This window comes from Pedobacter sp. NO84, from assembly GCF_059703915.1.
In genome coordinates this window covers 555,730-573,798 of the sequence record NZ_AP046575.1, presented here as the reverse complement: position 1 = coordinate 573,798, position 18,069 = coordinate 555,730, and the positions used below count along the sequence as shown (strand labels likewise).

Sequence of the window (18,069 nt, the reverse complement as noted above, 5' to 3'; positions counted from 1 at the left end):
CAAAATTAATAGTTATTAATTAACCTGCTGTTGAAACTCGAAAAAATATTGGATTGCCTTTACCAGCCTACTTCCATACCACGAAAACATTTCGCCGTCTACGAGCATCACCTTTGTATCTGGCAAGGCCGATTTGATTTCTTCCACGTGTTTATCTTTGAAAGGATAGGGTTCGCTTGAAAGCAGGATCAGTTGGCAGTTTACAGTTTGCAGTTGAGAGAGACTTAAGACAGGATATCGAGGTTCTTCTATTACGTTTTGCAAACCGATTTTTCTTAATATATCATCGATGAAAGTGTTTCGCCCAGCACACATAAAAGGATTTTTCCAAATAAGATAAGCTACCCTTAGGTTAATCTTTTTCTGAACGGCCAAAGCTTGTAGATCCGTAAAACCCGCATTGATCAAATGGTTTAGGTACGCGGCTTCGGGCGCCCGATTTACCAGCTCCCCTATTTCCGTGATGGTTTTTGTTGCATCTTCAAGATTACTGATATCACTGATCCAAACCGGGAATTCCTCCATTAATAGCTCGATTTCTGCCTGGGTATTTTCTTCTTTATTAGCAATAATCAAATCAGGTTGCAATTGCCTGATTAGTTCAATCTTTAGCTTTTTAGTTCCTCCTACTTTTGTCCTTGTCGCAAATTTCTCGATCGGATGGATGCAGAACTTAGTAATCCCAACTACTTCTTCATCCAGTCCTAAATCAAATAACAATTCTGTTTGCGAAGGAACTATAGAGACGATCCTCTTAGGTGGATAATTGATGGTTATTGTTCTTCCAAGTTGATCTTTGAAGGATTTTTGCATGGAGTAAAGATAATCATTTACCTCATCCCCTTGCCTTTTTTCGCGGAGCGGATGATTTTTTTCTAACCGTTCGCTTCGCGGTTGATTACACCGATTGGGGGATTACACAAATTAGGGGAGTACACAGATTAGTTAATCATACCTTGCTTTTTTTCGCGTGGCGGATGATTACACCGATGAAGATGATTACACCGATTACCTCACACTTTGCCTTTTTTCGCATGGCGGATGATTTTTTTCTAACCGTTCGCGTAGCGGATGATTACACCGATGAAAATGATTACACAGATTAAAAGATTACACTCCTGCCTGCCGGCAGGCAGGGATTAGTCTATCGCTTCCATCTCCCATCTCCCATTTTCCATCTTCCATCTTCCATCTTCCATTTTATATGTTCCTACTCGTACTTCAACGCATTGACCGGATTAGCCTTAACTGCTTTTATACTTTGTAAGCTTACGGTTAAAATGGTAATCAAAATGACTAAAAGGTTGACTATCAAAAACACCCCCATTGGCATATCTATTCTATAAGCAAAGCCGTTGAACCATTTTCGCATATAAATGTAAGCTAAAACATCTGCCAACAACGTTGATATAATCACCAATTTTACAAAATGAAAATTTAGGATTTTAAGGATCGAAATTGTTGAAGCGCCCAAGATCCGTCTGATTGCAATTTCCTTTAATCTAATTTTGGCACTAAAGGCTGCCAATCCGATCAGACCAAAAATAGAAACAAGCAACGTAACCATTCCAAAAGAGAAAACTACTTTTCCGCTCACTTCATAGCTCTCATTCATTTTAGCAAATTCTTCATCTGCAAATACGAACCTCGGATCAGCCCCCGGGTCTATTTCTTTCCACTCGTTGGTTAGCTCGGCCATTGTTTGCTGTAACTGCTGTGTGTTTAATCGAATAATTACATTTTGGCGCCAATGAAAGGAATAATCATTAACCAGGTAAACTGTTGGAGAAACAGGCTGTGCGAATCCGTAGGCTTGAATATCACCAACCACGCCTATTACATTTACATTAGCCTGTTCATCCCCCCTAGTGATCGAAATTTGATTTTCGCCAGGCAAAAGGCCTAATTGTTTAAAGGCAGTTTGGTTTAGTATAATACTTTGGGTAGAATCTGTAGCAAGGAATTGTTCGTCATAATCCCTTCCACTTAAAAGGTGGGCACCTATAACCTTTAAATAATTGGGATCTACATACCTCGATTCGACGCTTAACTTCGTATGTTTAAAACTGATATCATCTGAAAAACCAGAGTCATTAATAGGCTCTTCTGTTGCCCTTGTTACCCCCTCTACTCCTTTTATCGCCATTAAACGGCTTTTAATAGCTTCAAAGTGAGCAGGATCTAGTCGCCGGTTTTGATATTTGGCAATATTTACCGTTACCAGCTGATTAGGTTTAAGTCCGATGTCTTTTTCTCGCATAAAATTAAGCTGGGCATAAATTACACCAAAACTGATTACCAACGCTATCGCCACAGTAAACTGGAGAATAACCAAAACCTTCCTTAAACTGCCTATAGTTGCTGAAGTGGCAAAATTTCCTTTCAGTACTTTAGCAGGTAAAAACCCTGCCAGTACAAATGCCGGATAAACTCCAGAGAGCAGCGTAATCGCTATTAAAATTAGGGCAACCTGACTTAAAATCAACCCAATGTCTGCCGAACGAAACAGGGTTAAATTATCAGCCAGGATTTTATTAACCTGTGGCAGGAGCAATTCGGCAAAAATCATGGCCAATAAAAACGAGAATAGACATTGAATTCCCGTTTCAGCAAAAAACTGCTTAACCAAGCTCCATTTAAAAGCACCCAAGACCTTTTTCACCCCTACTTCTTTAGCCCTTGTTTGGGCCAATACCAAAGCCAGATTTGTATAGTTTATACAAGAAATTAGGATCAGAAATGAGGCCAGTGCACATAGGATATAGATGGTAGTTTGCTTAGGATTGGTAGTATAGAAATCGCTTAAATTTAGTTCAGACAAGGGTACAGTAAGTAATTTAATAGCCGTAATTCCTTCTTTTTCTTTCAGAATTTTTAAGGCCTGGGTTTTGCCAGGGTTAAAATTTGCATCGCTATTTTTTGAAGTAAATTTAGCTAACTCTATAATGTAGGCATCGTTAATCTGTTGTAGCGTTTTTTCTTTATCAACTCCGTCTTTTAGCCTGAAAACAGTACTAAAGGTAGTTGATAATACCTGATCGCCATAACTGGTCAAATCTTCCCTGAATATAAGGTCAAATCCAAATGCTGAGGGCTGTTTTCTATCGTCCCAAACCGCCTTTACAATCAATATTGCTGGCGGAAAATTTACACCACGATACTGTTCCATCGTTTGGTTAAGGGCATCCTTCTTGCCGAATAATTTTTCGGCTGCCGTATAACTGATGGCAACTGCATCTGGATCAGAAAATACGTCGGTCATCTTCCCGTACATCGCGGTCAAGGGATACACCTTAAAAAAATTACTGTCGACACTTACCGCAGGCAGTTTTAGTTTAATTTCTTTGGTATCAGCACCAACTTTGACGTTAGCTTTACGTCCTCCAATATCTCCAATGCTTACCGTTTCTACTCCACTAATTTTTTCCCTTAGTACTTTTGATAAAAGCCCTTTGATTTTAGAACCCTTATTTTGTGCACCGTTCTGGGTATAATCTGCCGCTACAATGTAGGTCTGTTTTAATTTAGGATCCCATTTATCATAGCCCGTTTCTTTATTGATGTAAAGAAGAATGATCATGAAACTAGCCAAACCAGCCGATAAACCAATGATGTTAATGGCAGTGTAGCTCTTATTTTTCCAAAGATTTCGCCAAGCGATTTTGAAGTTAAGTTTGAACATGGTTTAGCATTTTGCGAGGGGCGTAGAGCGTTCAAAACGTCTACGGATTACCTCAATTTTTATTTTCAATTATAGTTTTCGTGGGGCGTAGAGCAACGCTGATCGCCAAACGCCACACGCCTTACTCATATTTTAACGAATCAACAGCGTTAGTCTTTGCCGCTCTATAGGTTTGCCAACTCACCGTTAGTACAGCAATCGCTAATATGATGAATGCAGTTAACACAAATAACCACCAACTCAAAGTGGTACGAACTTCATAATGTTGGAGCCAGTTATCCATCACTAGATAAGAAACTGGGAGTGAAATTAATATTGATATTACTATTAATTTTATAAAGCTCATTGAAAGTAAGGCCATGAGTTCATTCACTGAAGCGCCTAATATTTTACGAATGCTGATTTCCTTTATCCGCTGTGCGGTACTAAAAGCCGAAAGGCCCATCAAACCTAAGCAAGAGATCAGTATTGCCAAGCAACCAAATAAATTTGCAAGGGTACCCAGCACCTTCTCGTCGTTTAATTTCGTTTCATTTAAGCTATCAATAAATTTAATGGCTACAGGAAAGTTTGGATTTAGTTCCTTTACTTGTCTGTTAACCAAAGCTATGTTGTTACTAATGCTATTAGCAGGATTTAAGCGCATGGTAATTACATCGCTAATATCGGCAAAGGCAATTACCATCGGAGCAGCTCTCTCCCTCGGATTGCCCCAAGAAATATCATCAAACACTCCTATTACGGTACGCCTTTCTCCCTGAAATACAATCGTTTCACCTACTGGCTTTTCTAGATTCATTAACGTAACGGCTTTTTTGCTTAGTAGCAATGCTGCGGTATCTGAAGCAAATTTTTCATTAAAATCCCTGCCAGCTATTAATTTTACGTTTGTGGTTTTAACAAAATCGTAGGTTGTAAAAATCTGATCAAAATCAATCAATTTGTCCTGCTCCGACATCCCGTTCCATCTTAATCCTCTGATGCTACTGTTCTTTTTTGAAATGCTTCCAGAGGATTGGGTCAAACCAACCACTGCTCCACTTGAAATCAACTTTGTTTTTAAAAGGTTAAATTTCTCGTAGAGCAAACCTTCATGAGGTATTTCTATTAGTCCATTAGATTGGTAGCCTAATGGTCTATTTTTAATGAATTGTATTTGTTTATAAATAGTTATTGTAGCTGCAATTAATACTATTGAAAAACTGAATTGGACAATAACCAAGACTTGTCTAAAGGTTAACGTACTGCGATTTTTAAAGTTCAAAGATTTTTTGAGTGATTGGATAACGTTTATTCCTGATAAATAGAAAGCTGGGTAACTGCCCGCAAGAAGTCCCGTTAGTAATAGTACAACTAGGATCAAGATCCAATTAACTGGATTTAAATAATCGATTACCACTTCAATATTTAACAAATGATTAAACCATGGGAGAGTAAATTCCAGAATAATCACGCCTAATAAAACACTTGCTAAACTAAGGATGAACGACTCAATTATAAATTGCAATATTAACGTGGTTCTCGAGGCACCCATTGTTTTCTTAACACCAATTTCTTTTGCTCTACTCTGTGCATTTGCTGTAGCTAAATTCATAAAATTAAAGCAGGCAATGAGAAGTATACCAAGGGCCAGACCCACGAATAGCTGTAGTTGTTCTATTTTTCCGCCGCTACTTTTTCCGTTCATAAAGCTTCCGCGCAAATGTAAATCAGTTAAAGGAAACAGGAAAACATCTTCCTTAGCATTAGAAAAATGATTTTTTACGAAACCTTTTAACTTAGCATTAAACGAGCTCACTACTGTATTTTCGTTCAATTTTACCAAGGTGAAATAATCATGACTTCCCCAGTTTGGATCTTTGGGCCAATGATTTAAATTTTCGTATAAAGCAAATGGAGTTAGTGCTTCGAATCCATAGGTAACATTGGTTGGCAAGTTTTTGATTACCGCAGTAACTATTAAATCAGCTTGATTCTCGAATTTCAATTTTTGATTAAGCACATCTGTGGTACCGAAAAAACGTTTCGCGGCTGCCTCAGTTAAAATTATGGAATTCGGGTTATTTAAAGCTTTATTTGGATTTCCACTAATAAACTCATAATCAAATACCTTTAAAAAATCAGGATCTACATATCTGTTATTTAATTTTAAACTTTGCTTGCCATTATTTACAAGTCGTTGGTAGCCATCGGTAGCTCTACAACTAAGATATACTTCTGGAAAACTTTCTTTTAATGCCCCTGATAGTACATTTTGCGACTGATCTATTGTCCTGGTAATGTTCCCATCATTATCGTAGAAATTGATCATTGCCAAATAAATGTGCGAAGCATTTTTAAATTGTTTATCATAGCTCCATTCATATGTTGCGTACAGCATCAGCAACAAACAGGAAGTTAAACCGATAGCTAACCCTCCAATATTAATAGCTGCATAAACCTTGTTCTTAAAAAGATTGCGCAGCGCGATTTTTAGATTAAGTTTGAACATGTTTAATAGATTTGAGATGTGAGACTTTAGTTTAAAGTTATCTTAGTTTCGCGTTGCGGATGATTACACCGTCCCGATAGCTATCGGGATTAAAATAATTACACTGATTTTTAATTAACCTGCCTTCCATCTTCCATTTTCCCTTTTCCATTTTCCATTAACTTTCTACTCTCTTATCATCCTTAATCACCCCATCTTCTATGGTTAAAATTCTATTGCCGTATTCTGCATTTTTTTCTGAATGTGTTACCTGAATAATGGTTATGTTTTCTTCTTTATTTAATTTTTTAAATAAATCCATAATCTGTTCCGCTTGTGCAGATTGCAAATTTCCGGTCGGCTCATCAGCCAATATGATTGACGGCTGAGCTACAAGTGCTCTAGCGATGCCCACAAGCTGTTGTTGACCTCCACTGAGCTGATTGGGGAATAAGTCTTTTTTTGCCACCATGTTAAAACGATCCAACACATCCGCGATGCGGCTTTTACGCTCTGATCCCGGTATTTTCTTATAGAGCAATGGAGCTTCGATATTTTCGGCCACTGTCATCTCATCGATTAAGTGATAGGCTTGGAATACAAATCCGATATGGTTTCGGTACAGTTCTATTCTTTTGCGTTCGTTTAGCGAGGTTACATCTTCTCCCATAAAATGATATTCGCCGTACGTAGGTTCCTCTAACATCCCTAAAATATTAAGCAATGTAGATTTCCCAGCGCCAGAAGGCCCCATTATAGATACAAATTCGCCTTGGTTGATGGTTGTGCTTACGTGTCTGAGAACGTAACTTTTTACGCCTCTGTTGGCGTAATACTTTTCTATGCTTTTTAATTCGATCATAATTGTTGTTCTGCGTGAAGCGGAGGGCGTAGGGCGTGCAAAACGCCAACCCAGTATGCTTCACAGTTATAATTCCATTTTGCGTGGGGCATAGGGCTTAGAGCGTCCAAAAACGCCAAACATTACGCTTCACCGTTATACTTTTGTTTTGCGTGGGGCGTACAGCGTTCAAAACGCCAAAAGCTTTTCGCCCTACGCCCGTCGCCCTATTCATATTTCAATGCATCAATTGTGTTTGCTTTAGCGGCCCTATACGACCTCAGTGTAACAGTGATTAAAGTAATTGCCATCGAAATCAGCATCGCAATTATAAAAGGCCACACGGTTAGGGGTATTCTATATTCGAAAGTTGAAAGCCATTTATTTACAAAAATATATGCAATTGGCCATGCGATTAGGTTGGCTATAGAAACCATCCATAGAAAACTGCTGTTCAGCATTTTGATCAGTTCCATATTAGAGGCCCCCAGCACTTTACGGATAGCAATTTCTTTGGTTCTTTGCGTGGCAATGAAAGAAATTAGTCCGAACAGGCCTATAAAAGAAATAAAAATTACCACTCCTGCAAAAACCTTAAAGAGCACTCCCATCACCTGTTCGGTATGGTAATAATTTTCTATCTGATCGTCTAAAAAATTAACATCATAAACATAATCAGGGAATGTAGCATTAAACGTACGTTCAACCTCTTTCATCGTGCTTACCATTTCTTTTTTCTCCAACTTTAGGGCTAAGGTATAATGCCTTATTTTTTGGGAAAAGATCGCAATTGGTGCAATCTGATCATGCAAAGAATAGTTGTTAAAATCTTTTACGACACCTACAATTGGTGCTTTAGTGCCCCAAAGACCTACTATTTTACCCAGTGCATCAGTGGGATTTTTAACATTCAACTTTTTGAGGAATGTCTCATTTACTACAAATTCTTTAATCGTATCACTTGGGGCCAACGTTCTGCCCGCAACCATTTCTAAACCAAAAGTCTTAAAATAATCGGCATCCGCAAGTTTGGTGTTTACCTGAAAATCGGCATTTTTTGAACTGTTATAGCTAAAAGTGGTTTCGTTATTGCTATCCGCAGTTGGCGCGGCACTGCAAAAGCTCACACTCTTGATCCCGGGTTTTGCCAATAACTGCTCTTTTAGGGTATTAAATTTTAGCACGCTTAAACTATCTGTTGGCACATACATTAAGGCCACCGCTTTAGTATCGTATCCTAGAGATTTATTACGGATATAATCCATCTGTTTCATCACAATCAATGTGCTAACAATTAAGATAGCGGTTATTGCAAACTGTACAACAACGAGCGTTTTGCGCAGGCCAACCCCACCAGCACTTGAGTTGCTGATTTTGTTTTTAATTGCTAATGACGGACTGAAGCCAGACATTACCATTGCCGGATATAATCCTGCCAAGAAACTAACCACAAGCAAAAGCGCGCTTAAGAACAAAAATATAATCGGGTGCCCAAATAAGCTGAAAGAGATCTCGGCACCAAATAAGCTGGCCATAGCAGGAAGTGCCAATTCGGTAAATACACAGGCAAATAAGAGGGCAATAAAGGTGATGAGCGCAGTTTCGCTTAAGAATTGCCAGATTAATTGCTTACGCATGCTGCCCATTACTTTGCGTACCCCTACCTCTTTTGATCTGCTGATAGCCTGTGCAGTAGCGAGATTTATAAAATTGATACAGGCAGTGAGTAAAAGGAATAGGCCAATGATTGATAAACCAATCAATTCTTTATACGGCGCAGTGCGATTAGCGAAATTACCATAATCATCATTATGATGAATGTCATTTAAAGCCTGAAAATGATGATCTTCTTTACCCGCACTCTTTTCTACATAATATTTTTTGATAAACTGCTTTAAAGGCTGATCCAACTGATTGATGGAAACTCCCTTTTTTAGCAGTACATAACATTCTGTATTGGATGAAACTGAACCCCAACTTTTTTCATTTCTGTCCTTGTACGTGGCATAGCTGATGATAATTTTAAAAGGAAAACTGCTATTTTGGGGATTATCCTTGATGATGCCCGTAACCTTAAAGTCGACCTTATTTTCGAAATTGATGCTTTTTCCAAGCGCTTTTTTCCAATCGCCAAAAAACTTAGTGGCTATTTTTTCTGAAAGTACAACCGTGTTTGGGTCTTTTAGCGCTTGTTGTGGATTACCTGAAAGCCATTCATGATTGAAAATTTCGAAGAAAGAAGGCTCAATATAAAACACATCTTCGGCAGTCTTTATTTCCGCTTTGCCATCCTGTGCCCTGATTTTAATAATCCCCCCTGTTTTTTGAACTGAGGCTACTTTTTCGAGCTGGGCGAAATCGTTTCGCATTGCTGGCGCCAAAGGGCGAGGAACACCTTGCGATTTAAAATCATTTCCATCGGCATATTTCCAAGAAGATACTACACGATAGATGCGATCTTTATTGGTAAAATCCTTATCAAAGCTCATCTGATACCTCACAAAAACGAATATGAGAATACAGCTGGCCAAGCCTATTGATAAGCCAAATACATTAATAGCGGTATATCCTTTATACTTCCAAAGGTTACGCAGGGCGATTTTTAGGTTTAATTTGAACATAATAATTAGCTGATTATCTAATTAGCACATTAGCTAATTAGTTTATTCATATTTCAATGCGTCTACAGGATTTGATCTTATAGCTTGATTTGCTTGGATACTAACTGTAAACAAGGTTAATAGTATTGTTATTGCTGCGCTGATTACAAATGGTGAAGCAGGAACCTCAATGCTGTAGGCAAAAGTAGCAAGCCATTTTTTTGTTAGGATGTACGCTAATGGCCAAGAGATTAGGTTGGCCAACACCACCATTGCAAAAAATGACGTGTTCAGGAGCTTAAGGATCTGAAAATCATTGGCCCCTAGAATTTTACGGATTGCAATCTCTTTGATCCGACTATTGGTAATGTATTTGGCGAATGCAAATAGTCCTAAGATGGCAATGAAAATAGTGAGCATCGCCGCGGCAAAGAATACAGATTGCAACTGCTCCTGCTTTTGGAACAACCTACCATATAGCTCATCTAAGAATTGATAGCGAAAATCCTCACCGTCTAGTTTATTTATTGCAGCCCATTGAGATTTAAGTGCAGCTAAAACTTCAGCCATTTTGTGCTCTTCTACTTTGAGCATGATACTTGTTTTATAGTTCCCATTAGGATTTTTAATGGCATAAATGGTAGGCTCTATTGCTTTTTCAAATCCTTGCGCCTTAAAATCCTTCACTACGCCAATAATTTTGTAATCCATACTATTGCCCTTAACTATTTTGCCAACAGGATTGATCAGGCCATATTTTGCTACGGCAGTTTCGTTTAAAATGGCCGAATTTGACGTATCAGTTGCAAACCTCGAATCGAATGTTCTGCCTTCCCTAGTCTTAATATTAAGTGTTTCGAAATAATCAAAATCAACGTCCAAGAAATCAATGGTTGCTTGTTTACCATCAATTGTGTAGGTATTTTTACCCATGTTAGAGCCATCGGGCGCAGAAGTAGCTACGGTAACCGACTTAACGCCGTTAATTTTCATGATCCTGTCTCTAATCGGCGCAAAATCTTCGGGTTTATTAAAGATGGCCATATTTTTGATCGAAACCACTTGTTCGGTTTTAAAGCCCACATCTTGCGTACGCATGTAGTTGAGCTGCGAATTAATGATGAGCAGCCCTGTAATAAAAATTACCGCAACACTAAACTGAACAACCAATAAACTATTTCTTAACCAATAGCTCTGCCTGCTGGTTTGGAAATTACCTTTTAGCACTAGGGCAGGCCTAAAACCAGAAAGCACCAGCGCTGGATAGGTGCCAGCAATAAACGTAATAAAAGCCAAGATGATCGGCAATTGCCAAATTAATGCGTTGTCGATTTCCCAAATAGAAAGCTTTACAGAAAAAAGCTGATTAAATTGAGGTAAAATAAGCTCTGCTAAAACCAATCCTAATCCTGTGGCAATACAACACTGAATTAAAATCTCTGTTAGAAACTGGATGGTAAGCTGGAAGCGATATGCGCCCATAACTTTTTTAACGCCTACTTCTTTGGCTCTTTTTGCAGCTTGTGCGATGCTTAGGTTTGTAAAATTGATACAAGCGATTACCAAGATCGAAAAGCCCAGCACCGAAAGCGCTAGAAGCACTTTGTAATTGGCATCATTACCCGCTTTGGGCTGTAGATGTAGGTTTTTTAATGGATCTAAAAAGATATTCACCGAATTTATTCTCGTCCAATTAGGATTTTCATCGCCCTTAGCCAGTTCTGCCTTATAGCGTTTGTTTATCTTTTGGGAGAGATTTGCGATGTCTGTACCAGGCCTAACCTGAATATAGGTGTAATAATTATTATAGCCGTAATTTTCGTCCTTCCCTAAATCTTTGGCTATAACCAACAAATCGAACTTGATGTTTGAATGTTCATTATTGCGTTCGATCATTCCTTTAACTGTCCGCTCATCGCCCATTTGTTTCGGACCAATAATTACCTTTTTTTCCTGATTAAGATCCTCATTTGGAAAAAGGGTTTGCATGGCTACTTTAGGGAGATAAAGATCTTTGTTTACCGGAATTTGAAGTCCGCCATTAGGGATAACGTTAAACATTTTTGCCAGCCCAACATCCATCTGTGCCGAGTTTGAAGCATAATATCTTCCTTTAATTGTATTAACAGGAAACTCATAAAAACCACCTTTCATTCTCCCAACCGCCTCTACTTCAGGAAAATTGTCTTTTATTAGTTGTGCCAAAGGTGGGGGCGTATAATTGGTTTTAAAATCAGGAGATGTTCTTCCTACCAAATAAATAGAATCGTAATTCTTAACGTCATTATCATACGTAGTTTCGTAGGTTGCATACAGCATCACTAAAATAAATGCTGCCAAAGCGATTGCCAATCCCCCAATATTAATTGAAGTGATGCCTCTATTTTTCCAGAGGTTCCGCAGGGCGATTTTGAGGTTTAATTTGAACACGGCGTAAAATTTTTAATTGTTAATTGCTTCATTGTTTAATTGTTGGCAATACTCCCACTTCCATTTTCCATTTTACATTTTCCATTTTCCATTTTCCATTTTCCGTTTTGCATCCATTAGCGTGGAGCGTAGAGCATTAAAACGCCCATCCGCCATGCGCTCAGCGCTATTCATACTTAAGCGCATCTACAGCATTCGCCTTTGCTACTTTAAAGGTCTGTAAACTCACTGTTAGTACGGCGATCAGCAATGAAGCAAAAATGGCCAGTAAAAAAGGGGAGTAGCTTATATCTGTTTTAAAATCATATTTCTGGAGCCACTTCGTTACCAAAACATAGGCTAGCGGAATAGCGATGATATTGGAGATCAGCACCAATCTTAGGAAATCTTTATTCAGCAAAATCAGGATATCGCCCATATTGGCCCCCAATACTTTTCTAATGCTGATTTCCTTATTGCGCTGTTCGGCCATGTAAAGGGCTAAGCCTAATAACCCCAAGCAGGAGATAACGATCGCAAATCCACCGAAAAAATTAGAAAGCACACTTAATAATCTTTCGCTCTGTAATTTTTCTTCCATTCCTTCGCTGATGTAGGAGATCTGTGTAGGATAAGCTGGATTAAGTTGTTCACTTATCGCTTTGATACTTGCAACCGACTTGCTTAATAACTGGTTGGGGTTAAGTCGTAGCAATAATACTTTGCTTTGATTAATGTTATAATAATAAATTGCAGGTGTTGTAGCTTTTGATACGTTGGCATTGAAATAATCTTTTACCACACCAACAACAGTGAGCTGAGGATTATCGCCCCAGGTAATTTTTGTACCTATTGGGTTTTTTAAACTCATCAGTTTTACTGCAGCTTCGTTTAGTAAAACTGAGGTATTGGTATCTGAAGGAAATTTTGGAGAAAAATCTCTCCCTTCAACAAGCTGCCCCCCTATTGTATTTACAAACTCAAATCCTGTGCTTCGATAATTGATGATAGATCTATCATTAGCTGCTTTTCCTGGCCAACTCACATCACCTGTGATAGAACCACTTTGTGTAAAAGGTCCTGCAAATTCAGTGGCAAAATCTATCGCTCCAGCCTCTTTTAACTGACTTTTAAACAAAGCCAGTTTTGAAGGATTTCTCAGTTCACCTTCTAAATCTAGTTGCACCATGCCATTCTGATCAAATCCTAATGGTTTGTTCTTCATAAATTGTATCTGCTTATACACAAAAATTGCAGAAATGATCATGCATATCGAAAGGGTAAACTGAAATACAACCAAAACTCTTCTAATGGATAGAGAACCTACCGAGCCCTTAAATCCTTTCAAAACTTTTACGGGAATAAATGACGAAAGATAAAAAGCCGGATAACTTCCGGCTAACAAGCCAGTGATGAGAACAAGAACCACTAAAACTGTCCAAAAGAGATAAGAAGCGTAATTAATCTTAATTACAATGTTTAATAGGTTATTAAAATAAGGCAAAGAAACCTCAAGTAGGGCAAAAGCGATAGCCATCGCCAAAAAAGAAATCAATAGCGATTCTAACATAAATTGCCCCATTAACGAACTTCTTGCCGATCCAAGTGCTTTTCTTACTCCTACTTCCCTTGCTCTTTTTTCTGACCGTGCTGTAGAAAGGTTCATATAATTAATGCAGGCTATGAGTAATACGCATAACGCGAGAAAGCCAAATAACCTTACTTCGTCTATTCTACCTCCTGATGATTTTCCATTTTCAAACTCATTATAAAGGTGTGCATCCCCCAATGGGAACAGAAAAGGCTCGAATACATACGATTTCAGTTCAGGCTCTTTCTTCAAAATAAAGTTTTTAAGGGTAGCGTTAATGGCATCTATATTTGCATTGTCCCTTAACTGGAACAGCGTCATGCAGGTTATGCTTCCCCAACCATTATTTTTATCATTAGGATTAATTTGATCAAAAAACGACCAAGGTTGTAATACTTCAAACTGTATAGATTGATTTTTGGGAAGATCAGCAATAACAGCAGCAACTTTTAAGTCTTTAAGATTATCCCACTTTAAGCTTTTACCAATCGGGTCTTCTTTACCAAAGAGTTTCTTGGCCGTAGTTTCTGTTAGAACAATTGAATTTGGTTCATTTAAAGCTGTTTCGGCATTGCCTGCTAAAAATTTAAAATCTAAAATTTTAACAAAGGATGGATCAACATACGAGGATTTCAGTTTAAACTTATGTTGTTCGCGGCTTATTAATTTACCATCACTTTGATCAGAGATCCGGGCAGCCAATTTAATGCCTGGAATTTCTTGGACCACAGCGGCTGCCAATTTGTTCGGGACTGCTGCAGTAGTGGCCAATTTACCATTGAATAATAAATTTAACTTGGCCTGATAAATTTTATCAACCCCCTTGTACTGTTTATCGTAGCTCCATTCGTAATTTACATACAGCATCAACATCAAACAACTAGCTAAACCAATAGCTAGGCCACCGATATTAATCAATGAAAAGCCTTTGTTTTTCCAAAGGTTACGCAGGGCGATTTTTAGGTTTAATTTGAACACGGCGTAAAATTTTAATTGTTAAATTGTTTCATTGTTAAATTGTTGCACCTTCCATTTTCCCTGCCTGTCCGGCAGGCAGGCATTTTACATTTTGTATCGATTAGCGTAGAGCGTGGGGCTTTCAAAATGCCAAACACACTACGCCAAACGGTTTATTTTTTTATGCGTCGGGCTTCCAAAACGCCATGCGCTCAGCGCTATTCATACTTAAGCGCCTCAACTGGGTTAGCTTTGGCTGATTTATAGGCCTGAAAGCTAACTGTAAATAGGGCCATGATTAAAGTTCCTAAGGCGGCAATCGGAATAATCCACCAAGAAATTTCGGTGTGGAATTCAAATTTAATGAGCCATTTACCCATCGCATAATAGCTGATCGGAACAGCGATGACAATAGCTACAACAATCATTTTAATAAACGATACCGAAAGCAATTGCATCAGGTTAGCAACAGTGGCCCCTAAAACTTTACGCACACCAAACTCTTTGGTGCGTTGCTCGGCGCTGTAGGCTACCAATCCAAACAGGCCTAAACAGGACACAAAAATGGCTAGTCCTCCAAAAAGATTAGACAAGACCCCCAAAGTTTTTTCCTTTTTCAATAGATCCGCATAAACTCCATCCAAAAAACTAATTTCTACGGGATAGGATGGATTTATTTCTTTAGTAATTTTTGTTATGATCTCTATATCCTTGCCTAAGCTATTCGCTCGATTAAGTTTCATGGTGATAAAGTTGGTATAGTTTTTTCCAAACATGATCACCATTGGGTTATTCGATTTATAAGGGCTATCCCACACGTAATCATCAAAAAGGCCGATAACAGTATAATTATCGTCTAAAATTTTCACGTTTTCTCCAATCGGATGTTTTAGATTCATAACCTTCGCAGCCGAGGCGCTGATCAAAACGGCAGCAGTATCTGATGCGAATTTTTCAGAAAAATCCCTGCCATCTATTAGTTTTATCCCGTTCGTTTTAATAAAATCATATCCGGTATTTAATTTATTAAACATCGTAAGATTTCTTTCCTGTACCATGCCTTTCCAACGGATGTCGAGAAAGTTGGAATTACGATGGGCCAATTTGCTTGAAGAGTTATTAATGGCAGTAACTGCTCCTGAACGTAGTAACTGATCTTTATAGAGGTCGAATTTTTCTTTAAGCTTTCCATCTTGAGCAACTTCAACCAAAGCATTGATGTTAACACCCAATGGTCTATTTTTCACATACTGAATTTGGTTGTAGATTACTAGAGTTGAAATAATTAAGATGATAGCGAAACAAAATTGACCAACTACCAATACTTGTCTTAAACTAACCGAGTAAAAGTTACTTCTTTTTATTTTTCTCTTTAGCGTTTGGACAGGGTTAAAAGACGACAGATAAAATGCGGGATAACTTCCGGCAATTAATCCAGTAACAAAAACTATGGCTAAAATGCCTAACCAACTTGATCCGCTAAAATAGGCAATATCCATGTGGATCTCTAAAAGTTGATTAAAAGATGGTAGGCAGATTTCTAGGATTGCGATTGATAAAATCACGGCAATACACGTAAGTACCATTGATTCTGTTAAGAACTGGATGATCAAAGAGCTTCTATGGGCACCAATCGTTTTTTTAATTCCTACTTCTTTTGCTCTTTTTTCTGATTTAGCGGTAGCCATATTCATAAAATTGATGCAGGCAATCATCAAAATTCCAAAAGCCAGGCCAACAAAAAGATAAATCTGGTCGATATCTCCACCTATACTCACCCCATTTTCAAATTTCCCGTACAGATGGAGTTCACTAAGAGGAAAGATAGAATAAGGTTGTGTGGTTTGACCAAGGCGTGCTTTAACCACTTTATCTATTTTTTTATTTACGTCAACAGGATTCACATTTGGATCGAGCAAGAACATGGTTACGTAGCTAAAATTACCCCAATTGAGGTCTTTTGCATCACGATCAACCATTTCGTAAAAAGCCCAGGGCATCAAAAAATCAAACTTAAGTGTAGCTGAAGAATTATCCGGAATATCTTTTATGACAGCACTAACCACCAAATCTTCTGTGTCTTGATAACGAACAACTTTATGTAGCGCTTGGGCTGATCCGAATAAAATTTTGGCAGTACTTTCTGTTAAAATAACAGATTTCGGATTTTGCATCGCCGAAGCTTTATTTCCAGCAATAAATTGAAAGTCGAATAGATTTAAAATCTCCGGCTCCGCAAATTTCCCCAATTTTTTGAATCCATTTTCGCCGTTTGCAATTAACGATTTCTTTAAGTAATTCATTCGAGCCAAATGCTTAATCTCAGGTATTTCGGCCTTGAGTAATGGTCCGAGGGCTGTGGTAGAAGCTTCAAAGGTTGAGGCAATCTTTCCATCATCTCCAGGTACATTGGTCATTACCGTATATAAATTGGCTGAGTTTTTCCCCTGCTTATCAAAATTCCATTCGTAAGAAACATAAACTAGTAGAAGCAAACAGGCAGCAAGTCCTATGGCCAAACCTATTACATTTATAAATGAAGAAGTTTTATTCCTCCACAAGTTTCGCAATGCGATTTTTAGGTTTAATTTGAACATCTTTATGAGATTTGAGATGTGAGATATGAGACATGGTTATTTTACGCTTCGAGATTTATTTCACTTAATTTTAGTTAAATCTCTAGTCCATTTTGCTTTTTACATTTTCCATCTAAATCAACTCTTCCGTTTTTCCTTTATTTATTTTTTCAGATATTACGTGACCGTCTTTTAAATTAATGATGCGATTAGAGAAACTTGCATCGTGGCTAGAGTGGGTAACCATTACGATGGTTGTTCCGCTTTCGTTTAACTCACAAAGCAATTCCATTACTTCATTACCGTGCGTACTATCCAAATTTCCGGTAGGCTCATCGGCAAGTACTAGCTTAGGCTTAGTAACCAAGGCTCTGGCAACGGCAACACGTTGCTGCTGACCGCCAGAAAGCTGTTGGGGGAAGTGACCGCTTCGGTTAACAATGTTCATGCGACCAATAATCTCATTTACCAATTTCTTTCTTTCGCCCGCAGCTACTTTATTATAAATTAAAGGGAGTTCGATGTTTTCAAATACGGTTAGCTCGTCTATTAAGTTGAAGTTCTGGAATACAAACCCCATATTTCTTTTTCTGAAATTAGAGCGCTCCCTATCGTTTAAGGTTAACAATTCGGTATCCACAAATTTGTAACTTCCTTTTTCGGGCTTATCCAAAAGGCCCATCACGTTTAATAGGGTTGATTTGCCGCAGCCAGAAGGCCCCATGATAGAAACAAATTCGCCCTCCTTAACATGAAGGTTAATGCCATTTAAAGCCGTAGTTTCGATCTCTTCTGTTTTGTATACTTTTTCCAGATTTTCAATTTTGATCATAATAATGTTCTTATTTATTGTATTGTTATTTTTCGCTTTGCGGATGATTTCACCGATGTCTTCGCTTCGCGGATGATTACACCGATTTATCGTAACTTATTCCGACTTCCG

At 38.2% G+C, this 18,069-nt stretch carries 9 protein-coding genes; all 9 read right to left on the bottom strand.

Annotated elements, in window-relative coordinates; genetic code table 11:
- Positions 1–15: 15 nt before the first annotated feature.
- The 9 genes from AC6H0V_RS02620 to AC6H0V_RS02580 all read right to left on the bottom strand — a co-directional run bounded on the left by AC6H0V_RS02620 (position 16) and on the right by AC6H0V_RS02580 (position 17,958).
- Complete coding sequence (locus AC6H0V_RS02620) at positions 16–813, bottom strand: ABC transporter substrate-binding protein (protein WP_497562157.1); 798 nt, start codon at positions 811–813, stop codon at positions 16–18.
- Between the two features lie 397 nt (positions 814–1,210).
- Positions 1,211–3,682: an ABC transporter permease gene (locus AC6H0V_RS02615; protein ID WP_497562156.1), complete on the bottom strand. Its 2,472-nt coding sequence runs from the start codon at positions 3,680–3,682 to the stop codon at positions 1,211–1,213.
- 121 nt (positions 3,683–3,803) lie between these two features.
- A complete protein-coding gene (locus AC6H0V_RS02610) occupies positions 3,804–6,173 on the bottom strand; it encodes an ABC transporter permease (protein WP_497562155.1) in 2,370 nt (789 codons plus the stop codon).
- Positions 6,174–6,330: 157 nt separating this feature from the next.
- Complete coding sequence (locus tag AC6H0V_RS02605) at positions 6,331–7,014, bottom strand: ABC transporter ATP-binding protein (RefSeq protein ID WP_497562154.1); 684 nt, start codon at positions 7,012–7,014, stop codon at positions 6,331–6,333.
- A gap of 206 nt (positions 7,015–7,220) precedes the next feature.
- Positions 7,221–9,614 carry an ABC transporter permease gene (locus tag AC6H0V_RS02600; RefSeq protein WP_497562153.1) on the bottom strand — a complete coding sequence of 798 codons (2,394 nt, stop codon included), beginning with the start codon at positions 9,612–9,614 and terminating at the stop codon, positions 7,221–7,223.
- Between the two features lie 42 nt (positions 9,615–9,656).
- Complete coding sequence (locus AC6H0V_RS02595) at positions 9,657–12,023, bottom strand: ABC transporter permease (protein ID WP_497562152.1); 2,367 nt, start codon at positions 12,021–12,023, stop codon at positions 9,657–9,659.
- Between the two features lie 166 nt (positions 12,024–12,189).
- A complete protein-coding gene (locus tag AC6H0V_RS02590) occupies positions 12,190–14,571 on the bottom strand; it encodes an ABC transporter permease (protein WP_497562151.1) in 2,382 nt (793 codons plus the stop codon).
- 197 nt (positions 14,572–14,768) lie between these two features.
- Positions 14,769–17,147, bottom strand: a complete 2,379-nt coding sequence (locus AC6H0V_RS02585) for an ABC transporter permease (RefSeq protein ID WP_497562150.1) — start codon at positions 17,145–17,147, stop codon at positions 14,769–14,771.
- A gap of 112 nt (positions 17,148–17,259) precedes the next feature.
- On the bottom strand, positions 17,260–17,958 hold the full coding sequence (locus tag AC6H0V_RS02580; RefSeq protein ID WP_497562149.1) for an ABC transporter ATP-binding protein: 699 nt from the start codon (positions 17,956–17,958) through the stop codon (positions 17,260–17,262).
- Positions 17,959–18,069: the final 111 nt, after the last annotated feature.

Excerpts from the sequence above, each read along its gene's own strand:
- AC6H0V_RS02580 (WP_497562149.1), bottom strand. The coding sequence starts at position 17,958 with ATGATCAAAATTGAAAATCTGGAAAAAGTATACAAAACAGAAGAGATC.
- AC6H0V_RS02615 (WP_497562156.1), bottom strand. The coding sequence starts at position 3,682 with ATGTTCAAACTTAACTTCAAAATCGCTTGGCGAAATCTTTGGAAAAAT.
- AC6H0V_RS02585 (WP_497562150.1), bottom strand. The coding sequence starts at position 17,147 with ATGTTCAAATTAAACCTAAAAATCGCATTGCGAAACTTGTGGAGGAAT.
- AC6H0V_RS02620 (WP_497562157.1), bottom strand. The coding sequence starts at position 813 with ATGCAAAAATCCTTCAAAGATCAACTTGGAAGAACAATAACCATCAAT.
- AC6H0V_RS02600 (WP_497562153.1), bottom strand. The coding sequence starts at position 9,614 with ATGTTCAAATTAAACCTAAAAATCGCCCTGCGTAACCTTTGGAAGTAT.
- AC6H0V_RS02610 (WP_497562155.1), bottom strand. The coding sequence starts at position 6,173 with ATGTTCAAACTTAATCTAAAAATCGCGCTGCGCAATCTTTTTAAGAAC.
- AC6H0V_RS02605 (WP_497562154.1), bottom strand. The coding sequence starts at position 7,014 with ATGATCGAATTAAAAAGCATAGAAAAGTATTACGCCAACAGAGGCGTA.